The sequence below is a fragment of the Marinobacter qingdaonensis genome (assembly GCF_034555935.1).
GTDB classification, from domain to species: domain Bacteria; phylum Pseudomonadota; class Gammaproteobacteria; order Pseudomonadales; family Oleiphilaceae; genus Marinobacter; species Marinobacter qingdaonensis.
This window is the reverse complement of sequence record NZ_JAYDCJ010000003.1, coordinates 1,983,265-2,008,581: the sequence shown is the minus strand read 5'-3', so window position 1 is coordinate 2,008,581 and position 25,317 is coordinate 1,983,265. Positions and strand designations below refer to the sequence as shown.

Annotated in this window: 20 protein-coding genes and 1 pseudogene; 7 read left to right on the top strand and 14 right to left on the bottom strand. The window is 58.2% G+C overall.

Annotated features, from left to right (window positions below):
• Positions 1–30 precede the first annotated feature (30 nt).
• From U5822_RS12405 to U5822_RS12395, 3 genes are all read right to left on the bottom strand, one after another.
• Positions 31–339: an MGMT family protein gene (locus U5822_RS12405; protein WP_322855935.1), complete on the bottom strand. Its 309-nt coding sequence runs from the start codon at positions 337–339 to the stop codon at positions 31–33.
• Positions 340–342: 3 nt separating this feature from the next.
• Complete coding sequence (locus tag U5822_RS12400; protein ID WP_322855934.1) at positions 343–1,692, bottom strand: AmpG family muropeptide MFS transporter; 1,350 nt, start codon at positions 1,690–1,692, stop codon at positions 343–345.
• Between the two features lie 78 nt (positions 1,693–1,770).
• The gene (locus tag U5822_RS12395) at positions 1,771–2,253 is read right to left on the bottom strand and encodes a YajQ family cyclic di-GMP-binding protein (protein ID WP_322855933.1); all 483 of its coding nucleotides are present in this window, start codon (positions 2,251–2,253) and stop codon (positions 1,771–1,773) included.
• Positions 2,254–2,405: 152 nt separating this feature from the next.
• Between U5822_RS12395 and U5822_RS12390 the strand changes: the two genes are divergently transcribed.
• Positions 2,406–3,377, top strand: a complete 972-nt coding sequence (locus U5822_RS12390; RefSeq protein ID WP_322855932.1) for a response regulator — start codon at positions 2,406–2,408, stop codon at positions 3,375–3,377.
• A 373-nt stretch (positions 3,378–3,750) separates the two neighbouring features.
• Complete coding sequence (locus U5822_RS12385) at positions 3,751–4,776, top strand: AraC family transcriptional regulator (protein ID WP_322855931.1); 1,026 nt, start codon at positions 3,751–3,753, stop codon at positions 4,774–4,776.
• 136 nt (positions 4,777–4,912) lie between these two features.
• Here the strand turns inward: U5822_RS12385 and U5822_RS12380 are convergent, their stop codons facing one another.
• From U5822_RS12380 to U5822_RS12360, 5 genes are all read right to left on the bottom strand, one after another.
• Entirely contained in the window at positions 4,913–6,124 is a 1,212-nt protein-coding gene (locus U5822_RS12380; RefSeq protein ID WP_322855930.1) for an argininosuccinate synthase, read from the bottom strand.
• Between the two features lie 165 nt (positions 6,125–6,289).
• Positions 6,290–6,688 carry a flagellar export chaperone FliS gene (gene fliS / locus U5822_RS12375; RefSeq protein WP_322855929.1) on the bottom strand — a complete coding sequence of 133 codons (399 nt, stop codon included), beginning with the start codon at positions 6,686–6,688 and terminating at the stop codon, positions 6,290–6,292.
• Between the two features lie 37 nt (positions 6,689–6,725).
• Positions 6,726–8,708 carry a flagellar filament capping protein FliD gene (gene fliD, locus U5822_RS12370; protein WP_322855928.1) on the bottom strand — a complete coding sequence of 661 codons (1,983 nt, stop codon included), beginning with the start codon at positions 8,706–8,708 and terminating at the stop codon, positions 6,726–6,728.
• 201 nt (positions 8,709–8,909) lie between these two features.
• Complete coding sequence (locus U5822_RS12365) at positions 8,910–9,347, bottom strand: flagellar protein FlaG (RefSeq protein ID WP_322855927.1); 438 nt, start codon at positions 9,345–9,347, stop codon at positions 8,910–8,912.
• 69 nt (positions 9,348–9,416) lie between these two features.
• On the bottom strand, positions 9,417–10,871 hold the full coding sequence (locus U5822_RS12360) for a flagellin N-terminal helical domain-containing protein (RefSeq protein ID WP_322855926.1): 1,455 nt from the start codon (positions 10,869–10,871) through the stop codon (positions 9,417–9,419).
• 382 nt (positions 10,872–11,253) lie between these two features.
• Here U5822_RS12360 and U5822_RS12355 point away from each other — a divergent pair, with 382 nt between their 5' ends.
• Positions 11,254–12,759 carry a flagellin N-terminal helical domain-containing protein gene (locus U5822_RS12355; protein WP_322855925.1) on the top strand — a complete coding sequence of 502 codons (1,506 nt, stop codon included), beginning with the start codon at positions 11,254–11,256 and terminating at the stop codon, positions 12,757–12,759.
• Between the two features lie 33 nt (positions 12,760–12,792).
• Positions 12,793–14,793 (top strand): tetratricopeptide repeat protein, encoded by a 2,001-nt coding sequence (locus tag U5822_RS12350; RefSeq protein ID WP_322855924.1) that lies wholly within the window; start codon positions 12,793–12,795, stop codon positions 14,791–14,793.
• 17 nt (positions 14,794–14,810) lie between these two features.
• On the opposite strand, the gene sbcB is transcribed toward U5822_RS12350, so the two are convergent.
• A complete protein-coding gene (gene sbcB / locus U5822_RS12345) occupies positions 14,811–16,256 on the bottom strand; it encodes an exodeoxyribonuclease I (protein ID WP_322855923.1) in 1,446 nt (481 codons plus the stop codon).
• A 46-nt stretch (positions 16,257–16,302) separates the two neighbouring features.
• Positions 16,303–17,097, bottom strand: coding sequence for a hypothetical protein (locus U5822_RS12340; protein WP_322855922.1), 795 nt, complete (start codon positions 17,095–17,097; stop codon positions 16,303–16,305).
• 400 nt (positions 17,098–17,497) lie between these two features.
• Here U5822_RS12340 and U5822_RS12335 point away from each other — a divergent pair, with 400 nt between their 5' ends.
• Together U5822_RS12335 and U5822_RS12330 are read left to right on the top strand one after the other, a co-directional pair.
• A complete protein-coding gene (locus U5822_RS12335) occupies positions 17,498–18,532 on the top strand; it encodes a response regulator (protein ID WP_322855921.1) in 1,035 nt (344 codons plus the stop codon).
• Positions 18,533–18,535: 3 nt separating this feature from the next.
• The gene (locus U5822_RS12330) at positions 18,536–19,504 is read left to right on the top strand and encodes a GGDEF domain-containing protein (protein WP_322855920.1); all 969 of its coding nucleotides are present in this window, start codon (positions 18,536–18,538) and stop codon (positions 19,502–19,504) included.
• Here the strand turns inward: U5822_RS12330 and U5822_RS12325 are convergent.
• The 4 genes and pseudogenes from U5822_RS12325 to U5822_RS18375 form a co-directional block, all read right to left on the bottom strand.
• Positions 19,501–20,750 (bottom strand): annotated as a pseudogene (locus tag U5822_RS12325) (IS3 family transposase). The gene U5822_RS12330 and the pseudogene U5822_RS12325 sit on opposite strands and share 4 nt — an antisense overlap.
• A 100-nt stretch (positions 20,751–20,850) precedes the next feature.
• Positions 20,851–21,219 (bottom strand): histone-like nucleoid-structuring protein, MvaT/MvaU family, encoded by a 369-nt coding sequence (locus U5822_RS12320; RefSeq protein ID WP_322855919.1) that lies wholly within the window; start codon positions 21,217–21,219, stop codon positions 20,851–20,853.
• 175 nt (positions 21,220–21,394) lie between these two features.
• Positions 21,395–22,657, bottom strand: a complete 1,263-nt coding sequence (tviB, locus tag U5822_RS12315) for a Vi polysaccharide biosynthesis UDP-N-acetylglucosamine C-6 dehydrogenase TviB (protein ID WP_322855918.1) — start codon at positions 22,655–22,657, stop codon at positions 21,395–21,397.
• Positions 22,658–22,700: 43 nt separating this feature from the next.
• A complete protein-coding gene (locus U5822_RS18375) occupies positions 22,701–22,919 on the bottom strand; it encodes an MBL fold metallo-hydrolase RNA specificity domain-containing protein (protein ID WP_425259141.1) in 219 nt (72 codons plus the stop codon).
• Positions 22,920–23,333: 414 nt separating this feature from the next.
• Between U5822_RS18375 and U5822_RS12310 the strand changes: the two genes are divergently transcribed.
• Positions 23,334–25,313 carry an acyltransferase family protein gene (locus U5822_RS12310; RefSeq protein ID WP_322855917.1) on the top strand — a complete coding sequence of 660 codons (1,980 nt, stop codon included), beginning with the start codon at positions 23,334–23,336 and terminating at the stop codon, positions 25,311–25,313.
• The last annotated feature ends 4 nt before the right edge of the window (positions 25,314–25,317 follow it).

Below are 25,317 nucleotides of genomic sequence, written 5' to 3'. Positions count from 1 at the left end.
AGAAATAAAAAGAAAAGAAAAAGACTCTGGTTAGGGTTGCCAGCGGAATTGGCTCATTTTTACCCTCCCCTCTACTACCACTACACCCTCTTGCTCCAGCAGGCATTTTTGCCTTTCGAAGGTTGAGGAGCCTTCCGGGAAGGCGATCTGGCCGTTGCTTCTGATAACCCGGTACCAGGGCACCTTGTGGCCTTCCGGGAGTTTGCCCAGGGCCCTACCGATGTAACGGGCTTGCCGACCCAAACCGGCCATATCCGCGACCTGGCCGTAGCTGGCGACTTTGCCTTTGGGGATGGCCAGGACGACCTGCCAGATTCTCTGATCCTTGGTGGCTTCCATGGCCTAGGACTCCCTGAGCGCCGGTTTGGGCTCCGGCTCCAGTGCTTCCTCTTTTCTGGGGGCCAGGGCGTCCAGTCGGTCGCCTTGGCGGATCATGTACATGGCCAGGAGGATGGCGGGCACACCCATGATGCCGGCGACCAGGAAGAACTGGGCGTAGCCGAAGTCGGCGACGACGATGCCGGAGAAGCCACCAATGAATTTGCCCGGCAGGGTCATCAATGAGCTGAACAGGGCGTATTGGGTGGCGGTGAACGAGGCGCTGGTCATGCTGCTGAGCCACGCGATGAGGGCCACGTTGGCGATGCCGCCGCTGAGGTTGTCGGCGCTGACCACGGCCGCCAGGGTAATGACGTTGGGCGGGTACTGGGCCAGCAAGACGAACAGCAGGTTGGTGGCGGCGGTCATGACCGCACCCAACAGGAGGATCTTGCGCACGCCGTAGCGAACCACCATGACACCACCCGCCAGGGAGCCGGCGATGGTCATGAAGAAGCCGAAAATCTTGGTGACGTCGGCAACCTGGGTTTTGCTGAAGCCCATGAAATCCAGGTAGAACGGGTTGGCCATAACGCCCATGGCGATGTCGGAAATGCGGTAGACCGCAACCATGACCAGGATCAGTGCCGCCAATTCCCGATAGCGCTGGAAGAAATCCACGAACGGGCCGGCCACGGCGGCGGAGAACCAGCCGAGCAGTCGGGCCAGCCGGGGGTTCAGGTGGGCGCGTTTTTCGACTTCCTGTTCGACCCGTTGGGCGATGTCTTCCGCCGCGGCGAAGTGATTGACGGTTGGCTCGCGCACCACCAGCACGGTGAGCACGCCAACGCCCACCAGGGCCGCCATGACTTCGTAGGAGACCTGCCAGGACCAGTATTCGGCCAGGTAGAGCGCGCCCGCACCAGCAACCAGAAGCGCCAACCGGTAACCAAAAATGTAGGTGGCCGCGAGCGCCGCCTGCAGCCGCTCTTCGGCGATTTCGATCCGGTAGGCGTCGATGGCAACGTCCTGGGTGGCCGAGGAGAAGGCCACCAGCAGGCCGCACAGGGCCATCATTTCCGGCGCAGTGGTGGAGTCGACCTGAGCCATGAGGTAGAGGCCGGTGGCGATGCCAGCCTGAGCCAGGAGGATCCAGCTTCGGCGCTTGCCCAGAAGGCGATCCAGCACCGGCAGTTTCAGCCGGTCCACCACCGGGGCCCAGAACACCTTGATGGAATAGGTGATGCCAAGCCAACTGAAGAACCCGATGGTCGCGGTCTCCACCCCGACATCGGCGAGCCGGGCGTTCAGGGTCGAGAACACCAGCAGGAACGGCAGGCCCGCCGAGAACCCGAGAAACAGCAGCGCAATCACCTGCCAACGGGTGTAGGTGTAGAGCGTGTCCCGGAACAGCGCCCGGCGGTTGCTGGTTAGGATGGCGGAATCTCCGGTTCAGTCGCGGAAGTTATTGAACTGCAGCGGGATGTCCAGGTCGGCCTCGCGCAGCATGGCCATAACCGCCTGCAGGTCGTCGCGTTTCTTGCCGGTAACCCGCACCTTGTCGCCCTGAATGCTGGCCTGCACCTTCATCTTGGCGTCCTTGATCATTTTCACGATCTTCTTAGCCATGTCGGTCTCGATGCCCTGCTTCAGCGTCAGGTGCTGCTTCACCAGCTTGCCGGCCTTGCTTTCACCGTCCTCGCTGAGGGCGCGGGAATCGATGTTGCGCTTGGCAAAGGCCATGCGCAGGATTTCCAGCAGCTGCTCGAGCTGGAACTCCTGTTCGGCACTGACGGTGATGCCTTTGTCGTCCTTGTCGATGTTGGCGTCGACGTTCTTGAAATCCCAGCGATTGCCGAGCTCCCGGTTGGCCTGGTCCACCGCGTTGGTGACTTCGTGCATGTCGATTTCAGAAACAATGTCAAAAGAAGGCATGGTCGTTATTCTCCACCGGCCACTGGGGGGTATACTGTGGCCTTTATCAAACCCCGGATGTTCAAGGTGCCAAAGCATAACAAGACCCACGCTGGACCGCATCAGGCGAAGGGCGCCGCATCTGGCAATGGACTGGTGAGAAGTAGCTAACAATGCCAAACCTGGACCTTCCCATTCTCGTGGTGGACGACGCCAAATTCAGCAGTATGGTGGTCGGACGCACCCTGCGAAATGCCGGATATCGCGACGTACGCGTTGCCAACAACGCCACCGCCGCACTGGAGCTGATCGAACAGCGCCCGGTCAGTGTGCTGATTGCCGACTGGCTGATGCCGGAGATGGACGGCCTCGAGCTGACCGACCAGGTGCGCCAGCAGGACGAACAGAACAACCACTACACCTACGTGATCCTACTCACCGCGCGCGAGAGCGTACAGGCATTGTCTCAGGCCTTTGACCGGGGCGTGGACGACTTCATCTACAAGTCGGACATGACCAAACAGTTGATCCCCCGTATTTTCGCCGCCGACCGCATGGCCGACCGGCAGAACACCCTGCTGCGGGCCAACGCCCTGCTGATCGAGAACAACCGGGAGTTGGAAGCGACCAACATCGTTGATCTGGAAACCGGGCTGGGCAACAACAAATACGGCCGTGAGCGGCTCAACGAGATGTTGCGCCACGCCGAATCCCGGGGCGGCGCCTGCGCCTACGTGCTGTGCGGTATTCGCAATTGGCAGGAGCTCAAGCGCAAACACCCGCCCTCCATTATGGGCGAACTGGCGGTGGGCATTTCCCGACGGCTGAACACCTTGATTCGCCCCATCGACGCCTTGTGCCGGGTCGGCGACAACCAGTACGCCATCATCGCCTATTTCCCGACCAGCGATCACTGCACCACCACCGCCTTCCGCCGGCTGTTCGATGGCATCAACCACAAGGCCCTGAAAACCACGGCCGGTTACATCTCCGTGGAAGCCGGCATGGTACTCTGCCGCGCCGACGCCGAACACGGCACGCCCTCAGTCCAGGACATGGAACGGACTGCGGTGCAGGGCCTGGTGGACGCCTATGAGACCCGCCGGTTCACCGAGACGGCCCCGGCGTTCTCCGAGAACGCCTGATACGCCCGGGAACCTGGAGCGAACAGTCCGTAACACGGCGATACACATCACACACAGACACCGGAAGCCAAACACCCTATTCTGCAATTGTGGATTTAAGCAGTATCCCCCATGGCGGAGGAGCCGAGTAGTACCTCCGCCGCCATATGGGGAAACCTCCCCGAGAGGCACAACCCCTTGGAGAGAAATCCACCGGATTAACGAATTTTTCAGGCACTTTCGTTCTTTCCACTATTCGAGGCCAGCTGACACGCTGGCCTTTTTGTTTGCCCTCGCTTATCCCCGCGCCCGCGCTGCTGAGCCAACAGGCTCTTCTCAATCAGTTCCGTTATACTGCGGCAACAACGAACCACAAGAACATCGGGTTGTCGCCATGAAATCCCTGGGAACCGCTTCCGTTGCTGCCTTGCGGCAGTATGCCCGCGCCGTCGAATACGCCGGCATTGATCTCCCCGCGTTGCTGAAAACCGTCGACCTCGACCCCGCCCTGCTGGACAGCGACGAGGGCCGGATTGATGGCGAACAATTCCAGGCCTTCATTCGCCGGCTCGCCGAGCAAACCGGCAACCCCCTGCTCGGTCTGGAAACCGGCGATTTCGTCCAGCCGGGCTCGTACAGCGTGCTGGGATACATCACCATGAGCTGCGCCACCCTGGGCGAGGCCGTCGCGCGCATTGCCCCGTTCGAGAAACTGGTGGGCGACATGGGCACGACCCAGCTCGGGGTCCACGGCGACGAAATCACCCTGTCCTGGAACTGCAACTACGACGACCCCGTGGTCCGCCCGCACCTGGTCGACAACGTGTTTTCCTCCTGGATCAACTACGCCCGCTGGCTGGCCGACAACCAGTCGGCCGCGCCTACTCGCGTGCGCCTGCGCCGCACCCTGCCCGATCCAGCGCTGGAACAGGCCTACCAGCGCCGCTGGCACTGCCCGATCGAATTCGACGCCGAGGAGGACAGCGTCTCGCTGAAGAAAACCCTGCTCGACACCCGCTTGCGCCAACCCGACCCATTACTGCGCAAAACCCTGGAGGCCCACGCCCTCACCCAGCTGGCCTCGCTGGATGCCGACAGCGGACTGACCAGCAAGGTCAAACGCAGCATCCAGCAGCAGTTGATGCACGGCATCACCCGACAGGACATGGTGGCCGAGGATCTGGGCATGACCAGCCGCACCCTGCAGCGTCGTCTGAGCCAGGAGGGGGTGTCGTATCAGAAATTACTGGATGAGGTTCGCCAGACTATGGCGGAGGATTACCTGCGCAACAGTGACTTACCGATTCCGGATATTGCGCTGAGGCTGGGGTTCAGTGAAACGACATCGTTTCACCGGAAGTTCAAGGCGGTGGCGGGGATGACACCGGGGGAGTTCCGGCAAGCCGAGCAAAACAACTAGGCCAGAACGACCAAGGCCGGTGCCGGTTTCCAGAAACGTGGAGCGCCACGGATGGCGCGACCGAGCCCTACATGGATGTATTTACGGGCGATTTCTGGAAACCGGCACCGGCCTTGGTCAGGCACGGAGCCAGGTCTTAAAGCTTGCGACCCTTACCAGCGGCAATGCGCAGACGCAGGGCGTTCAGCTTGATGAAGCCCTCGGCATCCTTCTGGTCGTACGCACCCTGATCTTCCTCGAAGGTCGCGATCTTCTCGTCGAACAGGGAATCGTCGGACTTCCGGCCAACCACGTCGACGTTGCCCTTGTAGAGCTTCAGACGGACAGTGCCGTTGACGTAGGTCTGGGTCTGGTCGATCAGCGCCTGCAGCGCTTCACGCTCCGGGGACCACCAGTAACCGTTGTAAATCACCTCGGCGTAACGCGGCATGACGCTGTCTTTCAGGTGCGCCACTTCGCGGTCCAGGGTGATGGACTCAATCGCACGGTGCGCGCGCAGCATGATGGTGCCACCCGGGGTTTCGTAGCAGCCGCGGGACTTCATGCCCACGTAGCGGTTCTCGACGATGTCCAGGCGGCCAATGCCGTTCGCGCCGGCCAGCTTGTTCAGGGTCTCGAGCACCACGTGCGGCTTCATCTCTTCGCCATCGATGGCGACGATGTCACCCTTGCGGTAGGTCAGCTCAACGTAGGTCGGCTGATCCGGCGCGGCTTCCGGAGACACACTCCAGCGCCACATGTCTTCTTCGGCCTCGGCCCAGGGGTCTTCCAGGTTGATGCCTTCGTAAGAGATGTGCAGCAGGTTGGCATCCATGGAGTAAGGGGACTTGCCCTTCTTCTTCTCCACCGGAATGTTGCGCTCATCGCAGTAAGCCAGCAGCTTCTCGCGGGAATTCAGATCCCACTCACGCCAGGGCGCAATCACCTTCACGCCCGGCTTCAGCGCGTAGGCGCCCAGCTCGAAACGAACCTGATCGTTGCCCTTGCCGGTGGCGCCGTGGGAGATGGCGTCGGCGCCGGTCTCGTTGGCGATCTCGATCAGTCGACGGGAGATCAGCGGGCGGGCGATGGAGGTACCGAGCAGGTACTCGCCCTCGTAGACGGTGTTGGCGCGGAACATCGGGAACACGTAATCGCGCACAAACTCCTCGCGCAGGTCCTCGATGTAAATTTCCTTCACACCCAGCGCCTCGGCTTTCGCCCGCGCCGGCTCCACTTCCTCGCCCTGACCGATGTCGGCGGTGAAAGTCACCACCTCACAATCGTACGTGTCCTGCAACCACCGAACGATGACGGAAGTATCCAGGCCACCGGAATAGGCCAGCACCACCTTCTTAATATCAGACATGCCCTTGCTCCAGACTGAACAGAATGGATGTATCGAAAATAAGGCGCATATTGTACGGGACAGCGGGGGGAATGGCTATTGGGCCAAGGCATAACGCGGGAAGGCCGCCCATCAGGCCCGACTCGGGGCCGGATGGGCGAGAAGGAGAGATGGGCAGTGGCGGCGTTAACCGACCTGCTGTTGGGCGGTCGCCTCTTCGCGGATGCCGTCCCAGCCTTCCTTGATGGAGCGCAGGAGGCTGGAGACTTCGTCGAGCTTGGCGACGTCGTTCTTGGCGTTGGCCTCGAACAGGGTGCGCTCCATATACTCGTACAAGGCTTCCAGACGCTCGGCCAAATCACCGCCTTTCTCGAAATCCAGGAAGCTGCGCAGCCCGCCGATGATCTCGATGGCCTTGGTAATCAGCTTACCTTTGCCTTCGTAATCCTTGGCCTGCATGCGGGCCTTGGCCATGTTGATCCGCTCAATGGCGCCGTTGTACAGCAACTGGATCAGCTTGTGCGGATCCGCATCGGTTATGCTGGTTTGGGTGTTTACGCGCTGGTATGCCTGTAACCCGTTCATATCAGACCTCTTCGTTCGCTAACCGGCCCAGAGCCGATCAGTTGTTGTTCCGGTTGTTCTGGGGCGCGAGCGCCGCCAGTTGCTGGCTGACGTAATCCTGGGTGCTGTTGAGCTGCGCGATTAGAGAATCGGCCGCGCTGAACTGCGACACCAATCGCTCGCGGTAGGACTCAATGCGAAGATCCAGCCGCGCCCTTTCTTCCTCGATACGGCCAAGGTCCTTCTGGAGACCATCGGTGCGCGCCTCAAGCGAGCCATCAATGCCGACCAGATTGGTAATCAGGTCAACGGTCCGTTCACCGACACCCTGAATGAAATTGATGCTGCCCCGGTTACCGGTGGCGCCACCGGCAACCCTCACTTCCATGCCGGCGGCTTCACCGACACCCTCAACAAACAAGTTCTGACCCTCGCCGGTGGCCCGCTGACCATTGATGGTCCCGGCGACATCCTGGCCGGCAGTGCCGGTGGCAACGCTCAGACCGAGTGTCGAGGCTGAGGTGTTATCAACCGACGTCAGACTGACATTGGACTCGCTGCCGTAGCTGTCAGAGGTAAACACCAACGAGCCTGAGGCTCCGTCGAACGCGACATTGAGGGAACGACCACTCGCAGCCAACGAGGAACTAGCATCCAACTGCGCCTGAATCTCCGCCGCGAGCTCTGTTCGGGTGTAGGTTCCCGCAGTGAGCGTGATCGAAACTGAAGTCTCGCCATCGATTCTGAACGACAGGTCATCGTTATCGGCGTCAACGGTCACACTTCCTGTCCCGGCATTGGACCCCGTCAGAGAACCCTGGGTCGCAAGCTGGGTGATGTTTACCGAATACTCTCCAGGCTCGGTGTTCACGCCACTGCGGATGAACTCGATCTGGCTGTCTGACGCCCTGCCCTGTTCGGCGAACAACGCGGTGACGTCATCGGGATTCGCCTTTAGCTTCTCGGTGAACTTGGCCCGATCAAAATCGAGCCCACCGGTTTCGTAGTTCGTGGTGATGCCGACGTCAGCCAGGGTCCGGATCGAGGCATCCTCGAGACCAGGCACGACCCGACCAATGATTTGCCGCATCTGGCTCTGGATACCGCGAATGGTCGCATCACCGGACAACAGGCCACCTTGGCCGGTTTCTGCGTTGTAGCCCGCGAGCCCTTTGATGGTTTGCTGCAACGCGTTGAATTTTTCGACAAAGGCACCGACTCGATCGGCAACCTTGCTCAGGTCCTGCGTCACCTTGACGTTGGACGTAACCCCCTCCTGAGACACCTCCAGGGAAACGCCATCGATTACATTCTCGATAGTGTTCGTCGGCCGGCTGATGGTAATGCCGTTTACCTGCACCACCGCATCCTTGGCGGCGACCGTTTCGGTCAGATTATTGGTGGTGCCATCGAAGGCGAACTGGGAGAGACCTGCCGCATCGGTGTCGTTGCCATCGGAGTCGGACACTGCAATGGATATGGCATTCTCAAGCCCCGTGTCATCAGCGGACATAACCAGGCGAAAACCATTGCCGGTATCAATGACGCCGGCATTTGCTCCAACGTCCGCTTCGTTGATGGCATTGGCAATCCCCTGAAGCGTATTGTTGGAACTGTCGATGTTGATGGTCGAGACCTTGTCACCAACGGTAATGGTCAGCGACCCGCTGCCGACCGCGGTAGAGTCGCGATCACCAAACGAGCCCGTGGCGAGTGACTGCGCCTGGGCAAGGCTATCCACCTGGACGGAGTAGTTCCCTGGCGCTGCCGACTTGGAATCAACGCTGACCGACACCCCTTCTGCCGAAGACGTACCGGAAAACGCCTTGAGGTTATCCGGCGAACTGAGCTGGCGCATGGGTAGGCGCAGATCGGTAATGGCACCCCGCAAGGTACCATAGGCAGAGATCAACGCTTCTGTGCGCTGCTGATTGAAGTTGAGTCGGTTTTCCGTCGGCTGGCGTTCAGCCGCCACCAACTGGTCGACGAGATCCGAACTCAGGACCCCGGAACCAATACCCAATGATGAAATCCCTGCCATAAATCCACCCCCTCAAGGGAGATACCTGATCAATATTTAGCTTAACGGCAAACTGCGGCAAAACTTTGCCATGCATGCCCAACATTTTGTAAGCAAGTGTAAGCGTTGAGCCCACTCTCTCCAAAACGCAGAACACCGCCGGACCCTCTCGGGTGCGGCGGTGCTGAAATACCGTTGATCAACTCGGGCTCGGCCGAATGCCTACACCTCGATGTTGAACAACGTCAGCGGTTCATCCTGCTGCAATTTTTCTGCCAACCTCACCGCAACCTCGTCGGGAATCTGGCGAACTACTTGCTGCGTCTGCTGGTCCACAACCCGGACCACGGTTTGCCCCAGATCGTTGTTCACTTCGAACTGAAGATCTCGCTGGACGCTTTGAACATAGTCGTTCAGTTGAGAAATCGCTTCGTCCAGTTGCTCCGCCTGGCCTTCCCTAGCTTCCCTCAGCCGTTCGGCCTTGGATGCTTGTTCGGCAGAAGAAACAGAGCGCGCAGATTCGGCCAATCCCGACGTCGGTGCAAGTTGAGCGGAGGCATTTCTGCCTTCGGACTGAGGAGACGAAATTGCCCGAGCCGGAGCTTGCGCACTGGTGGCCACCAGCTTCAAATCCGGGCTATTCAGGTTAACGCCATTCATAGCTCACCTCGCTATCCTCAAACGGCCGCTGGCCGGGGTGCTCCCACCCCGGCCAGAAACCCTATTCCCTTACTGAAGGAGAGACAGAACCTGCTGAGGACGGGCGTTAGCCTGTGCCAGAACAGAGATGCCAGCCTGCTGCAGAACCTGGGACTTGGACAGCTTGGCGGTTTCTGCCGCGAAGTCTGCGTCCAGAATCCGGCTTTGGGCCGCAGACAGGTTCTCGGAAGTAGTTGCGATCGCATCGATCGTAGAGGTGAAGCGATTCTGAATCGCACCCAGATCCGCTCTCTGACTGTTAATTGTCTGCAGAGCCGCATCAATCGTCTTGAGAGCGTCATTGGCACCACTGGCAGTGGTGATGTCAATTTCGGCAACAGAATCAAGGCTACCCGAAATTGTTGCCGCTGAAAGCAGGGTAGTGCCAGTATCAGTCACAGCAGTGAAGCCGGTGGATGAAGAGAACTCAACTGTGCCGGAGACGACCGCGTCACCAGTGGCAGCACCCGTGGAATCCAAGCCCACGGCTACTCCGTCAGCGCCCGCCACCGAGAAACCATCTGCAGCGGCATTGGAGTTAACGACATCCTCGAAAACGATGTCGGCGCCATTTTCGCTTACAAGCTTGATGGTACCCGCTGTTTCACCCGCAACCGCCGTAATACCGGTTGTGGCAGAACTGTCATTGATGGCAGCGATAAGCGATGAATTATCAGTGGCCGAAACCGTTGCGGAGATTGTTGCAGAAGCATCTCCTGTCAGGGTAAAGCTAACGGTACCAGCGTCGATATTTGAAAGCGTTGACTCTGTGCGCGCTGTTGCGGTTACGCCAGTGTTGGCGGTAAATTCATTGACGCTTTCCGCGATCACCTGGGCCGAATCACCCAATGTCACACCAACATCTTTGGACTCGCCATTCCCAGAAATGGTGAGAGTTTGAGAGGCGATAGCGTTAGTTGTCACGCCCGCGGTTGCAGTACCAGTCTCAGACCCGCCGGCGAGCGTGGTGTAGTTGCCGATGTCGGTACCCCGAGCGCTGCTCACGGAGACGTTGATTGTCTGATTGGCATTAGCCCCGACCTGGAACTGGGCATTGGTGAAATCACCGTTGAGCAGAGTTCGGCCATTGAAATTCGTTGTGTCTGCAATGCGGTTCAGCTCAGACTGCAACTGGGTAACTTCCGCCTGCAGAGATTTGCGGTCAGAAGCGGAGTTGGTGTCGTTGGCGGACTGCACAGACAGCTCGCGGATACGCTGCAGCAAATCGCCAGCCTGACCCAGAGCACCTTCAGCGGTCTGTGCCAGGGAGATACCGTCGTTGGCGTTACGCTGGGCAACGTTCAGACCGCGGATCTGAGAGTCAAACCGGGAAGAAATTGCCAAGCCCGCCGCGTCGTCTTTCGCAGAGTTGATGCGAAGACCGGAAGACAGACGCTCAAGCGCCTGGTCAGACAGCGACTGGGACTTGTTCAGGTTGTTCTGAGCACTCAGGGATGCGACGTTGGTGTTGATTCCGAGAGCCATAATGCTTCTCCTTCGACTTATGTAGTCATTTCATGGAAAAGGTCTGGCGCTCAGTTTTTTTCGGAAGCGCCGCCCTGTTGCTTTCCTTAACGGCCCCCCTCCCGAACCCTTTAGAAAAAAAACGGAAGTTTTTGTAAAAGAATGTAATTAGCGGCAACACACTGCCTGTCTAACGACATTTCACTGGCAACCAGCTCACCAGTCCAGACCATAAATAATAGATTTAACTCCCATTTTTCATGTAGTTGCGGCACAAAAATCATAAATGGCACACCCTTCGCATTCCTCACGAAAACGGCAATTAAATGAACATGTGGCCGGCGTGAGGCTCAAGTTTGATCGAGCGCTAAGTTACCGGCATCTGTGAGCTAGGAGATTGGATATGCCTCAGATCATCAACACCAACACAGCCTCGCTGAACGCTCAGCGCAATCTGAACGCTTCTCAGCGGGATGCCGACACCACCCTTCAGCGCCTGTCCTCCGGCCTGCGCATCAACTCTGCGAAAGACGACGCCGCCGGCCTGGCCATCAGTGAGCGATTCACGTCCCAGATCAAAGGCCTGAACCAGGCGATTCGAAACGCCAACGACGGTATTTCCCTCGCCCAGACCGCCGAAGGCGCGCTGGGAGAAGCCGGCAACATCTTGCAGCGGATGCGCGAGCTTGCAGTGCAATCCGCCAACGCCACCAACTCCGCTTCTGACCGCAACGCCCTCCAGGCGGAAGTGAACCAGTTAAAAGAAGAGCTGGAGCGAATCGCGACCACTACCGAATTCAACGGCCTGAAATTGCTTGATGGCACTTTCCAAGCGCAGAAGTTCCAGGCCGGCGCCAACGAAAATCAGACCATCTCGGTTTCTATCAGTGGCGCGCGCACCGATTCTCTGGCGAACAATACCGTTAGCGAAGCCAACGCAACAGCGAATCAGGGTACCGGTTCCGCAACTGCAGCCGGTACCACTCCGCCAACGGCAAACGGAATCGCCTCTCAGAACATAACGGTCTCCAGCTCACTCGACACTGCATCTGTGACGGTCGCGGCCGGTGATTCGGCCGAGGAAATCGCGGCTGCAATCAATCAGGAAGCAGCCACAACCGGCGTCAAGGCCTCGGCACGAACCACTGCAACACTCGCAAATCTCGGTGAAACAGGAACCGTCTCACTTACCCTTGTGAACGGCACCCAAGAATCAACAATCAGCGCGCAGATTTCTGATGTTACTGACCTCTCTCCGCTCGCTCGAGAAATCAATTCGGCAAGCGGACAGACCGGCATAACCGCTGAAGTGGACAACGGAACGCTTACTCTGATCCAAGAGAGCGGCAAAGACATCGTTCTAAAAGACTTCACCACCAATGCCGCCGCCCCAGACAACACCGTCGACTTCCAGGGCAGCTCGGATACCGCGGCCACCCCATTAACCAGCGGTGGCAATAACAGCATCCGGACAAGTGGTGAATTGACCTTTGACTCCGCCGTGAGCTTCGCCGTTTCATCGTCGGTCGACGCAGCCAACGGCAGCGTCTTCAACAATGCCGCAGCCAATACCGCTGTGGGCTCCACTCCTGAAACCGTCGCAGAAGTCGACATCAGCAATTTCGATGGAGCCACCAGCGCGTTGTCGATCCTTGATGCGGCATTGGAGAGCATCAGCGGCATTCGTGCTGACCTGGGTGCTGTCCAGAATCGCCTGGAATCCACCATTGCCAACCTGAGCACCACCTCAGAAAACCTGACCGCAGCGCGCTCCCGGATTCAAGACGCCGATTTCGCCGCAGAATCCGCCGAATTGGCCCGTACCCAGGTACTCCAGCAGGCCGGTCTCTCGGTTCTGGCTCAGGCCAATGCCCGGCCACAGCAGGTGCTGCAGCTGCTCCAGGGTTAATAAGCTCCATATAAAAGAAGGTTGAGGTGTCCCATGCACGCACAGCATCAGATTCAGGAATCCGGCAGCCAGCACGCCCAGGCTGCCCGCTCGCTGCTCCAGGCCAACCTGGCGTACGGCGAGTCCAACAGCGGTGAGCTCAGCCACATCAAACGGCTGCAGGCGCGCCAGGAATGCCGGAACTACCTGGCTGAGGCCCTGAACCTGGAGCCGAACAACGCCGGCGCCCTGGGTCTGCTGGGTCGTGTGGAGCTGGACGACGGTCGCCTTGAAGAGGCCCATCGGCTGTTCAATGCCAGCCTGGACGCCCAACCGGATCAGGCCCAGCAGTACGCCAACCTGGGCTACTGGGCATTGCGGGCAGAACGCCCTGCCCTGGCTGAACAGTATTTCCTGCAGGCCCTGGATTGCGACCGGCAATCCGCCGCCGCTTTTTGCGGCGTTGCCCACGCCAAGCGCCTGCAGGGCGAGTTTGACGTTGCCTACTTGCACTATCGCAAGCTGCTGGCCACCGGTGCCGAGTGGGACTCGGTCTACAGCGGCATGCTCGCGTGTGCCCAGCACCTGCAGGTAGACCGGGCCGACAGCGACCTGGCGCTCGACGCCATCGCCCTGCTGCGCCGGGACGGCCTGCCCCATCAGGAACTCGGGCGGTTCGTGGGCGCCATCATCAGCCAGCAGTATGATTTGACCAACCCGCATGCGGAGATCTTTCTGGATGCGGCCAGCGAGGATGAACTGTTGATTCTGGCGCTGCAGAAAACCCTGATGCCGAGCCCGGAGGTCGAGAATCTGGTGGTGCTTCTGCGCCGTGCCATCATCGCCGAAGTGGCACAAACCGTGGAACTGCGGGATGCACTGCAGCAACTGACCCTGGCCATCGGCCAATACGCCGAGCGGACCGGCTACGCGCTCGCCGCCGAAGACGATGAAGAACGTCTGGTCGCCACTATCAACGAGAGCATTCAGGCCCAACTCGCCATGGGCGAGCCGCAGGACGGCATGATCGGCTCGCTGATGATCAGCGCCATGTACGGCGCACTCTTCCACCAGTCATTCGCGACTCAGCTCGGTCAGTGGAATCTGACCGACTGGCCGCTGGCGCTGCAGCCAGTGCTGGCCGCCAGCTATTACGATCGCGCCAACGAGGAGGCGATCAAACAGAATTTCGATGAGAAAGCCGCAGAATTGTGCCTGGAGAAGTTCGATGTGGCGCAGTCCTGGCCGGCCTGGTCACAACTGGCATTCCGCGCAGAGAGCAGCCTGAAAACCCTGATGGCCACGGAGCTGAAACTGCCCACCGAGCAGTTGCCAGACACCCTGCGGATCATGGTCTGCGGCGCGCAGTCCGGGCAGCGCGCCCTTGAGCTGGCCAAGTACCTGAGCGATGTCGAAGTCATTGCCGTGGACGAGTCCTTGGCCAACGTCGCCAAGGGCACCCGCATGGCCAACGAGATGGAACTTTCCAACATCGTGTTCTGGCCCTGGTCGATTGCCCGGCGGTTCGTGGCTGACGGCCACCAAGTGCACTGGATTGAGGTCGGACGCCTGCCCTCACCGGCCATGACCGACGTTTCCCTCGCGGCGCTGGTGACCGACGCCACGACGGCCGGTGCCGTGGTGCACATGCACACCGCCATCACCGAACAGACACCGGGCGATCGCCACATCCGTGAACTGATCGCCGAGCATGACCTGGAACCAACCCGGGCGACACTGAGACAGCTGCGCCGCCTGGTGCTCGAGAACCCCACGCAAGCCAGCTGGCAAGAACTGTTGAAGGACGAGAATTTTTTCAGCTTGGGCGGCTGCCGTGATCGCTGGTTCAGTCCGCAGGACAGCGCCCAACTCCGCGAGCTGATGGCCCTGGTGAGCAACGAAGTGGACTGGAAACTGGTGAAGGCCCGGGATGCCGATGGCCACAGCCTGGCGACCCAGCCGGTGCAGCAGCAAATCCAGGCCGAGGCGCTGGGCAGTGAGGTGCAAAGCCTGTACGGCCAGGGACTGAGCGTCTACTTCAGCAGACGCCGCTGAACCTGGCCAGCGCTGGCCTACATGTAGGGGATCAAGGACTCGCCATACAGGTGCAAGTCCTCAAGGATGTGCCGTCGTTCCGGCGTGAGTTCCGGATCGGCGGCCAGCCGCTGCAGTTCGCCGGCAAACGCCTCCAGCGAACGCCAACCTTTTTTGGGATGCATCAGCCGCGCGGACCGGAACTCCTCCCAGCGCTCCATTTCCTCGCCAATCAATGAATCCGGGTAGTTGCGGGCGCGATAGCGGAACAGCATCTCCTGCAGCCGGCCATCCTCAAACTGCATCTCCTGCTCACCCAGCGTGGCCACCGGCTGCTGCAGCAGCCAATTCAGCTTCTCCCGATCGGTCTTACTGATAAAGCCACCGGCGTAAAGCTGTTCGTCCGGGTCGGTCAGATCCCCCTCGTGGGGTTGATCGAACGCCTGGGCGATCCGCCTCGCCAGATCCGGCGCCTGCCTCAGCTTCGCAAGATTGGCCCGGAGCGCGTCGCCGTCCAGCTCCAACTCTTCCAACCGTTCCGGCGACAGGGTGGATAACATGGTCGCCGGCGCCAACACCGGGCATTTGTTCAACTGCACGCCCTTGAGCGGGAAGCGGCTGACGCCCTCCCCCAGATCCGCTTGGGAAGTAAATACCCGCTCACGGATCTGCTCCGGGCTGGCGTTGATCAGATCCGCCGGATCTTCCCGCAGATCATAGACGATCACCAGGTTCTTGTTGGTCGGGTGTTCCGCCACCGGCGCCACCATGGCACAGCAACCCCGCGTGGCCGGGTACTTCGCGGAGATGTGGAACACCGGCTTCATGGTACCGGTGTCCAGCATGGCCCGGGCCGAATGCTTGTCCTTGTTTTGCAGGACAAAGTCGAACAGCTTGGGCTGCTTGTCCTTGATCAGCTTGGCCACGGCAATGGTGGCCTGGACATCCGACATGGCGTCGTGGGCGCTCTCATGGGCAATGCCATTGGCCACCGTCAGCTCTTCCAGACGGAAACTGGGGCTGCCGTCCTCTTTCTTGGGCCAGTTGATGCCCTCCGGGCGCAACGCGTAGGTCAGCCGGACCATGTCGATGATGTCCCAGCGGGAATTGCCGTTCTGCCATTCCCGGGCGTAGGGGTCCCGGAGATTGCGGTAGAGGGTGTGGCGGGTCACTTCATCGTCAAAACGCAGGCTGTTGTAGCCAACCACACAGGTGCCAGGCTGACTAAAGGCCTCGTTGATCTGGGCAATGAACTCCGCTTCCGGAAAGCCATCTTCCAGGGCCTTTTGGGGCGTAATGCCGGTAATCAGGCAGGCTTCCGGTGACGGCAGGTAATCGTCCGCCGGCTTGCAGTAGATCACCAGCGGGTCCTCGATGATGTTGAGGTTCTCGTCCGTTCTTACGCCGGCGAACTGGGAGGGACGGTCATGGACCGGGTCGACGCCGAAGGTTTCGTAGTCGTGCCAGTAGAACGAGCGAATCAAGGGAAAACTCCTGCCTGTGGGGATTGATAGGGCCGGAGTTTAACACTTAAAACAGCTGTTCCCCCATATCCACTTGGTGGGTGCGCAGGCGAGGCAATCCGGTTGTGCCGGTCAACTGGCTCATTTCCACCGTCATGCTGGTCGGCAGATTGATGAACACGCCTTTGCCCGCGTTGATGACATTGGCGCCATTGGGGCTCTGCCAGGCCACACCCGCGTCGTCCCGCTGAAAGCCAATGAAGAACTCGTCGGTAAAACCGGTGGTGCCATCGGCCTTCTCGGTGCCAACCAACAACGACTGTACCCTATCGAGCGAGACACACTCGCGGCAGCTGGTGGGATTGGCCGGGTCGTCCGGGATACCAATCTGGGTTGCCCGGTGATTGGTGGCCTGGCCCGCGGCATCAAACAGGACCGCGTCGAATTCGGCGCCGGTAGAGTCGGTGAGTTTCAGGCCGATGTCGCCGCTGAAACTGCTGGTCAGGGAGGAGACGGAACCGCGGGCCTGGGTAAAGCCCATGCGGAAGCCGGCCAGGCCCTGGGCGTCTTCCGCCAGCTCAAGATAGGGCTGGGTGGCTTCGAACGGCACGTCTTCGTCTTTGGCGTAGGTCTTGCCGTTGTACTGGGTGCCATCCTGACGGGCGATGTGACCAAGGGCCAGGTGTGTGGCCGCAAAATCGGTGCCGCCATTGATCTCGCCGATCCGGATGTCGTCCACGTTCACCCGAGTCTCGACATCCACGCCCAGGGTCATGCGCGTGAACTCGTGGCTCGTATCGGAGAGATTCTGGACTTGCATAAACGCCTGCCCGGTCACCTCGCCCAGTGCTTCGTCAGACACGGGCTTCAGTTCAGCCTGGGCAGCGGGCGCCAATCCCAGACAAAACACGGCAAGAGCAGCGCATCCATACGCCTTGTTGGTCATAGCTGTCGTCTCTGATTGATCGATGAGAACCTGTTCCGACACCCGGCTCTACCGCCTCCCGAGGATTCTGGTTATAGTCCGGGAAACAGGCGACTGGTGGCGCGTTGTTCGTTCTTCTCACCAGCCGCCAGAGCACTATAGCCGAGGCCGATTGGCCAATAGAGTGAGCTTCGTCACAATCACCAGCAACGACGGTTTTCAGGGCGGGTCAAGCTTGATGCAATTCACACATCCCGATGCAGCTGTCGTGCATATGTACACAAAGTAGCGGCCTGCTATACTCGCGCTCACAAAAAAACGATTCCCGGCGACCAACATGACCACCCGCGTTTTAATCTGCGACGATTCCGCCCTGGCCAGAAAACAGATGGCCCGCGCGCTGCCAGAGAGCTTTGAAGCCGACGTTGTCTTTGCCACCAATGGCAAGGAAGCGCTGGACAAACTGCGGGGACACGAAGCCGAACTGCTGTTCCTGGACCTCAACATGCCGGAAATGGACGGCTACGAGGTGCTGGAACACATCCTGAAGGAAGACCTGCCTGTTCTCACCATCGTGGTCTCCGGGGACATTCAGCCCGAGGCGCGGGAGCGGGTCCGCAAACTGGGCGCCATCGACTTCATCAAGAAACCGACCGAGTCCAGCCTGGTGCTGGGCCTGCTGCGAGAGTACGGGTTTTACAGCCCGGGCGAGCTGGAAGACACTGCCCTCAACGACGGCAGCCTGAAAGCCGGCGCGCCCACCCCGCCCTCGGTCGAGATCTCCGTCTCCCTGAGCGATTACCTGCAGGAAATTGCCAATGTCGCCATGGGTCGCTCGTCCGACCTGCTGGCTCGCCTGCTAAGAGTGTTCGTCAAACAACCCATCCCGAAGGTCGAGTTCATCGCCAACTCCGAGCTGCACATGGCGATCTCAGCGGCGCAGAACAGCGACACCTACTCAGCCGTGTGCCAGGGTTTTACCGGCGCGGGCGTCGCCGGCGAGGCGCTGCTGCTGTTTGCCGATGCCAGCTTCCGGGAGATGGCCGAGATGCTCCACTACGATGCGCTCGAGGGCGAAGCCGTCAATGTGGAGGTGCTCATGGACATGTCCAGCATCCTGTTCGGCGCGTTCCTCAAGGGCATTGGGGATCAGCTCGACCTGAAACTCGGGCTGGGCCACCCAACCGTGCTCGGCCAGCACCGGCAAATCACCGAGCTGCTGGAACACCACAGCTCCCGGGAAGAACGGTTGCTGTGCATCGAAATCAGCTACGTGCTGGAGGACCGGGACATCCAGTGCGATGTGTTGGTGCTGCTGACCGAAGACTCGGTTCCCTTCCTCGAACAACGCCTCGAATATCTGGTGGACTGATCCATGGCCTTCAAAGAACCACAGGTAGACTCCTTCCATTGGCTAGTCGACATGCTGGAATCGGTGGAAGTCGGACTGGTCGTGCTCGACCTCGATTTCCGGGTCCAGGCATGGAACGGATTCATGGAAAACCACAGCGGCATCACCGCCAGCCGCATCCGGGACAAGGTGATCTTCGACGTTTTCCCCGACATCCCCCAGGCCTGGCTGGCCCGCAAGGTGGATGCGGTAGCACTGCTGAACACCCGGGCGTTTACCTCCTGGGAGCAGCGCCCGTACCTGTTCAAATTCCGCAATACCCGCCCGATCACCGGCACCGAAGAGTTCATGTTCCAGAACCTGACCATCAGCCCCCTGTCCGGGCCGTCGGGCCAGGTCGAGAAAGTGTGCCTGATGGTGTACGACGTGACCGATATCGCCAGCAGCAAGCGGGCCCTGGAGCGGGCGAACGAGCAGCTGGCCAAGCTGAGCATGACCGACCGCCTGACCGGCCTGCTCAACCGCGGCACCTGGGAAAACCTGGTCGATGCCGAGTATGAGCGTTACCGCCGCTACGGCCAGGCCACCTCCCTGGTGATGTTCGACATTGACCACTTCAAGAAGGTGAACGACACCCACGGCCACCTGGCCGGCGATGAGGTCATCAAACACACCGCCACCGTGACCAAGAACAACCTGCGCCAGTCCGACACCGCCGGCCGCTATGGCGGCGAAGAGTTCGGCATCATCCTGCCGGAGACCGACGCCGAGGGCGCCCGCATTATTTGCGAGCGCATCCGGGAGTCCATCGCCCAGAGCGTGGTCGAGACCACCGTCGCTCCCATCGAGTACACCATCAGCATGGGCATCGCCCAGCTCAGTGATGGCCCGGAAAACTACATGCAATGGATGCAACAGGCCGACAAGGCGCTCTACGCCGCCAAAGAAGGCGGCCGGAACCGCGTGGTGATTTCCAACCATGACCCGTCCTAAAATACGTTGACAGTTTTTGATGAAGCCAGTGGCCCATGGTCGCTGGCTTTTTCATGCACCTCTTGAGGTGTTTTCATGCCCAAGCTGAGATGCGGTCTCAGCGTGTTATAAGCTTCTACCGATTCCCTGACCAGTCGCTTCAACTCCTCGAAGGTGCGGCATTTAATGAGCAAGAACTCATGCTTGAGGATGCCGTTGATCCGCTCTGCCAAGGCATTTTGATAGCAGTCATAACCGTCCGTCATGGACGGCTGGATGTGGTGCTTGCGCAACTCGCTTTGGTACAGGGAGGAGCAATATTGAACTCCGCGGTCGGAGTGATGGATCAAGGGCTGATGGCTGACTCGGTTGGCAATCGCTTGTTGTAAGGCAACAACCGTATCTTCGGCCTTCATCTCATGGCTGAGATGATGACCCATAATTTTGCGAGAGAAGGCGTCAGTGACCAAGGACAGATAATGCACGCCCTCGTCGGTTTCCACATAGGTGATGTCGCTCACAAAGGCCTGTTCAGGCTGGTGCAGCACACAGCTTGCAAACTGGTTCGGATGTTTACGCATCCAGTGGCGGCTGTTGGTGGTTTTGGTTTAGCTCTTGTTCGGGCGAATCAATAGCTGTTCTTGCCGCAGATAAGCAAACAGGCCGTCTCGACCGAGTTTGATGCCCAGTCCCCGGAAGTCTTGGTGCAGCAGGTGATAGAGCTTACGCGTCCCAAGCCTTGGCAGGCGCTTTCGAACTTGATGCACGAGCCCCCTGACCGGCGCCAGCTCAGCCTGACGTGCACGACGGCGCTGGAGGCGCTGGTATATCCCCTGGCGGGACAGCCCAAAGAGTGCGCAGCTTCTGCTGAGGCTTACTTTGCCCTGGACTTGAAGAGTGCGCGCTCCCTGGATAAATACTTTTTTCGCAGGCCCGCTCCGTGCTCACGGTCCATGATATCGACCATCTCATTCAGCAGTAGATTGCGCAGGCGCTCGTCTTCCAGCTCGCGCTCCAGGCGTTTGATTTTCTGCTCGGGCGTTTCCTTTGACGGGTTCATGGGCGAGTTCCTCGGCCGGGACCAGTCCAATTTACCATGTTTCCGGAGCCAGACCAGAACCGTACTGCGACCCTGGATGCCATACGTCATCTGGGCCTGCTTGTAGGTTAATTCGCCTTTTTCGACCTGATCAACCACGGCCAATTTAAAGCCCAGATTGTAATCACGCTGTGTGCGCTTCTTGCGGGAGGGAGTAACGTTGTCCATCTGTTCATTCTCCAGGTGACAACGTATTTCAGGACGGGACACCAGACATAAAAAAGCCCGGGAATGCCCCGGGCTTTTTGTTCTTTCCGAAGTGCCGGCTTTAGTTCTGCTGCCAGCTCTGCACCGCTTCCTTACCGTACTTCTCACGCCACTCGTTCAGGGTCTTGTGGTTACCGCCACGGGTTTTCACCACTTCACCAGAATGCGGGTTCTTGTAGGTTTTCAGCGGGCGCTTGGCGCGGGTGCCAGCAACAGCCTCGGTTTTTACGCCGGCAATGGACGGATCAATGGCGCCCAGAATCTGCAGGACATCCTTCGGTGATTTGTTGTATTCCTTCATCAAACCACGAACTTTATTTTCAAACTCCAGTTCGCTTTTCAGAGCCTGATCTTCTTCAAGCTTTTCCAGCTCTGCAGCAAGCTTTTCCATAAGCTGTTTTTTCTGGTAATAGTCGTTAATCTTTGCCATGGAATTAAAACCTTATTCGAATGATGGTTTTAAAAATAAATAGGAGTTGACTGGAAGTCGTAAAAGATAATAAAAAATTTAACGAAATTTGGCAAAATTATTTTCTCTAAAGATAAATAAAAGCCGATCTGGTCGACCGGCTTTACTTTAATCAAAAAAAAATCCGAGCCCAAGATTACAAGCGTAAATCCGCCTCGCCCCGTGGCAATACGCCTTTCAAATCAAAAAGAACACCATCGTCTTTCAGAAAGGCGCGCAAATCCTGGGCGGACATTTCAGCATATTCGCGATGGGGTACTGCCAGAAGCAATGCGTCATAATCGCCATGCTTCGGCGACTCCAACAGAGTGACACCATATTCATGATGGGCTTCTTCAGAGTCTGCCCAGCAGTCCGTGATATCGACCTCGCAGCCGAAATCTTTCAGCTCCTCGACCACATCAATCACACGGGTATTGCGCAAATCAGGACAATTTTCCTTGAACGCAAATCCCATGATTAATACGCGGGAGTTCGCAACCGTATGGCCTGATTTGATCATGGCCTTCACCAATTCGGCGGCTGCATAGGGCCCCATATTATCGTTCACCCGGCGCCCGGCCAGAATGATCTCCGGATGATAGCCAATAGCCTGGGCCTTGTGAGTCAAATAATACGGGTCAACACCAATACAATGGCCGCCAACCAGGCCGGGCTTGAACGGCAGGAAGTTCCACTTGGTGCCGGCGGCAGCCAGCACTTCGTGAGTATCGATCTTCAGTCGCGAGAAAATCATCGACAACTCATTGATCAGGGCAATGTTCAAATCGCGCTGGGTATTCTCAATGACCTTAGCCGCTTCGGCCACCTTGATGGAGCTGGCTTTGTGGGTGCCGGCGGTAATGATGTCCGCATAGAGCCGATCCACTTCCTCAGCGATTGCCGGGGTTGAACCAGAGGTAACCTTCTTGATGGTCGTCACCCGGTGCTCTTTATCCCCCGGGTTAATACGTTCGGGGCTGTAGCCGGCGTAAAAGTCCTTATTGAAGCTGAGCCCCGACACACGCTCAAGCACCGGAATGCACACTTCTTCCGTAGCACCGGGAAAAACCGTCGACTCATAAATCACGATGTCGCCCTGCTTCAGGACACGGCCAACGGTTTCACTGGCTTTGACCAACGGAGTCAGGTCCGGGGTTTTGTATTCATCGATAGGCGTAGGGACGGTAACAATGTAAATCTGACAATCCGAAATGCCGTCTACGTTATCTGTGAAAGAGAGTTTGCTTGCAGCGCTCAGTTCCTCGCCGGATACCTCGCGAGTAAAATCGACCCCCTCTTTAAGTTCGGAGATGCGCTTGGTGTTGATGTCAAAACCAACGATTTCCCGTTTTTCTCCAAAAGCTGCCGCCAGTGGCAAACCAACATAACCTAGACCAATCACTGCAATCTTCTTCATGTAACGTCCTTTTCAGGAATAAGCTCGAGCACGCTTGCTCTATTTAAGATGGGATAATTATGTCTGCATTGAAACGGGATTGAAAATACCTTTTCAATACTTCCTTGGCGCTCCGTTCGCCGTAGGCAATACGGATCTCTCCGGGCGAAGCAGGAATGTCTTCAACACACCACATCAGATCGCTTTGCTCGACGTTAGCCGAATAGCCACCTACCTGTTGGATCCGGGCCCAACGAAGCGCTCGCCATCGAGTTCTAACCACCCACCGCGAGGGCCGTGATTCAGGAAATCCCGCTCCGGAGTGCCGGCAGTCTGGTAGCCAACTAACAACATATCGTTGCAGCCCCCTAGCATGGAAACGACCAGGGCCCGGATATGACCCATTGTAAAGTCGCTGGAACGATCATCGTCGGAGGCACCTCCGCCTTCGTCTTTGCCTTGGAAAAGGCCCCAGCCTATGCCCCCTCCGATGGACTGATCTTTCCTGACAGCGTTTAACTCGTGGCAGGCGCAGGGAACGCCATTGGTGGCACCGTGATGTCGAATACTGAACAAAGAAAACTTCATTATTTATCCAGCATGAACTTAAGGAAACGCACAAAAGAAAATTGAAACCTGCCGCAAACCGTGACATCTTCCCGACCTGATTTCCAGGCAAGAAGAATAGAGACTCCTCATGGCATCAAACTTTAGCCCGACGGGCGCCTCCAAGTCCAAGTTCCGCGCAGACATCCAGGCACTCCGAGGCGTCGCCATTTTGCTAGTGCTGTTTTATCACGCAAACCTCCCCGGACTGGAATACGCGGGCTTTCTTGGCGTTGACCTTTTCTTTGTCATTTCTGGCTTTCTGATTACGGGCATCATCCGAGATGGCCTGGATGCCGGCACGTTCAACTTTCTGACCTTCTATTTCAGGCGGGCCAAACGCCTACTACCCGCCGCATTTGCAGTCATTGCCGCCGTTGTGGTCGTCTCACCTTTCATATTGACCGAGCTTGCCCTTGATGACCTGCAAGAACAGGTTTGGGGATCGTTACTATTCATTGCCAACTTCGTCGTTTGGGATCAAACCGGCTACTTTGAAGCCGCTGCCGAAACCAAGCCACTGCTGCATTTTTGGTCGCTGGCGGTGGAGGAACAGTACTACTTTGTGATGCCACTGATCCTGTTCTTCGTCCGGAGGCACGCCTGGTTTCGGGTTGTCGCTGCGATTTCCATTGCCAGCTTTGTATTGAGCCTTTATCTGGCTCCCAGATACCCCGATGCTGCCTTTTATCTACCCCTTACCCGCATGTGGGAGCTGGGCCTGGGATCAATGGCAGCGATCGCCGCCATACCAGCCAGCCGAATTCGCTGGATCTCACTCGCACGACTACCCGCGGCTGGGTTGCTCGTCATCGTCCCGTTCTTTCCAACCGGGCTCTCCCATCCGGGGCTGGACGCATTGCTCGTGTGCGGCGCTGGGCTAATCATTGTTCTGGGGAAAAGTGGTGCCGCCTGGGAAACCAGCCTTCCTGTGAGGGCTGTAGCCCGCATTGGTGATATTTCCTATTCTCTCTATCTCGTACACTGGCCCGCGCTGGTCTTTACAAGGGAGTTATATCAGGGCGAGCCTCCCATAATTGCAATCTGGGTGGCCTTGGGACTCTCTGTGCTAATCAGCGCCGTACTCTATCAATTTGTCGAGGAACCTTTCCGAAAGTCCTCCCCTCGCAGTCGACGCAGATTTGTCGGAGGTTTATCGGGTTGCGCTGCCGCGGTTGCCATTTCGCCGGTCGCTGTCGCGGCAATGTCAGCGCCAGATAAAGACTTTGAACACATCCGCCGAACAAACTATGGCGTTGCGTTCGAGTGCTCACTTAAGCCAAATGCGCCATTCACCATCCACGATACCTGCATAACAAATGCACCTCCCAAAGTGCTTGTTTGGGGCGACTCCTACGCCATGGCCTGGGCGTCTGCGCTTATGGGTCCGCTGGGTGACCATGGTATGCAGCAAATCACCATGGGTGCCTGTGACCCCCTGTATCGGTTAGCGCGCTTCTCACGATCATCCAAGAGCACGTACAACCGCGACTACGCTCAGGCTTGCCTGGAATTCAATTCGAACGTCCTGAACTACGCAAAAAACAGCGACCACATTGAGATTGTCGTCATTGCCGGACGAATGCAGACCCCATTGAGCAAGTCCAATTTGTTGCTCACCCAAACTGAGTCAGGCGACTACGAACAGGTCGATGTCACCACTGATCGAGTAACAAAGGCTCTTGCTGCATTAGCGACGGAGCTTCATGAATCGGGAAAAAAGGCTGTGTTCATTGCGCCACCTCCCGCAGACGGCTCCAACATTGGCGACTGCCTGGAAAGCAAGGCCCGGGAGAAGCTCCGGTTAGTGCCACAATCTGACTGCACCATAAGCATGACAGCTAATCGAAATTACCGCGGCGCAGCACTCGATATGATGGCCGATGCCGCGGAGCTTGCTGACGTAGAACTTCTGGATATTTTTGATTTCCTATGTCACGGCGGTGTTTGTAGAACACAAATCGATGGGACGATTCTTTACCGGGATTACAGTCACCTGACTTACGACGGCGCGGCTCTGATCGGCGAACGGTCGGCCCTTGCGTCGGACGTCTTGACTAAAGCCCGCTAAATCT

Excerpts from the sequence above, each read along its gene's own strand:
- U5822_RS12405 (WP_322855935.1), bottom strand. The coding sequence starts at position 339 with ATGGAAGCCACCAAGGATCAGAGAATCTGGCAGGTCGTCCTGGCCATC.
- U5822_RS12395 (WP_322855933.1), bottom strand. The coding sequence starts at position 2,253 with ATGCCTTCTTTTGACATTGTTTCTGAAATCGACATGCACGAAGTCACC.
- U5822_RS12390 (WP_322855932.1), top strand. The coding sequence starts at position 2,406 with ATGCCAAACCTGGACCTTCCCATTCTCGTGGTGGACGACGCCAAATTC.
- U5822_RS12385 (WP_322855931.1), top strand. The coding sequence starts at position 3,751 with ATGAAATCCCTGGGAACCGCTTCCGTTGCTGCCTTGCGGCAGTATGCC.
- U5822_RS12380 (WP_322855930.1), bottom strand. The coding sequence starts at position 6,124 with ATGTCTGATATTAAGAAGGTGGTGCTGGCCTATTCCGGTGGCCTGGAT.
- fliS (WP_322855929.1), bottom strand. The coding sequence starts at position 6,688 with ATGAACGGGTTACAGGCATACCAGCGCGTAAACACCCAAACCAGCATA.
- fliD (WP_322855928.1), bottom strand. The coding sequence starts at position 8,708 with ATGGCAGGGATTTCATCATTGGGTATTGGTTCCGGGGTCCTGAGTTCG.
- U5822_RS12365 (WP_322855927.1), bottom strand. The coding sequence starts at position 9,347 with ATGAATGGCGTTAACCTGAATAGCCCGGATTTGAAGCTGGTGGCCACC.
- U5822_RS12360 (WP_322855926.1), bottom strand. The coding sequence starts at position 10,871 with ATGGCTCTCGGAATCAACACCAACGTCGCATCCCTGAGTGCTCAGAAC.
- U5822_RS12355 (WP_322855925.1), top strand. The coding sequence starts at position 11,254 with ATGCCTCAGATCATCAACACCAACACAGCCTCGCTGAACGCTCAGCGC.
- U5822_RS12350 (WP_322855924.1), top strand. The coding sequence starts at position 12,793 with ATGCACGCACAGCATCAGATTCAGGAATCCGGCAGCCAGCACGCCCAG.
- U5822_RS12335 (WP_322855921.1), top strand. The coding sequence starts at position 17,498 with ATGACCACCCGCGTTTTAATCTGCGACGATTCCGCCCTGGCCAGAAAA.
- U5822_RS12330 (WP_322855920.1), top strand. The coding sequence starts at position 18,536 with ATGGCCTTCAAAGAACCACAGGTAGACTCCTTCCATTGGCTAGTCGAC.
- U5822_RS12320 (WP_322855919.1), bottom strand. The coding sequence starts at position 21,219 with ATGGCAAAGATTAACGACTATTACCAGAAAAAACAGCTTATGGAAAAG.
- tviB (WP_322855918.1), bottom strand. The coding sequence starts at position 22,657 with ATGAAGAAGATTGCAGTGATTGGTCTAGGTTATGTTGGTTTGCCACTG.
- U5822_RS12310 (WP_322855917.1), top strand. The coding sequence starts at position 23,334 with ATGGCATCAAACTTTAGCCCGACGGGCGCCTCCAAGTCCAAGTTCCGC.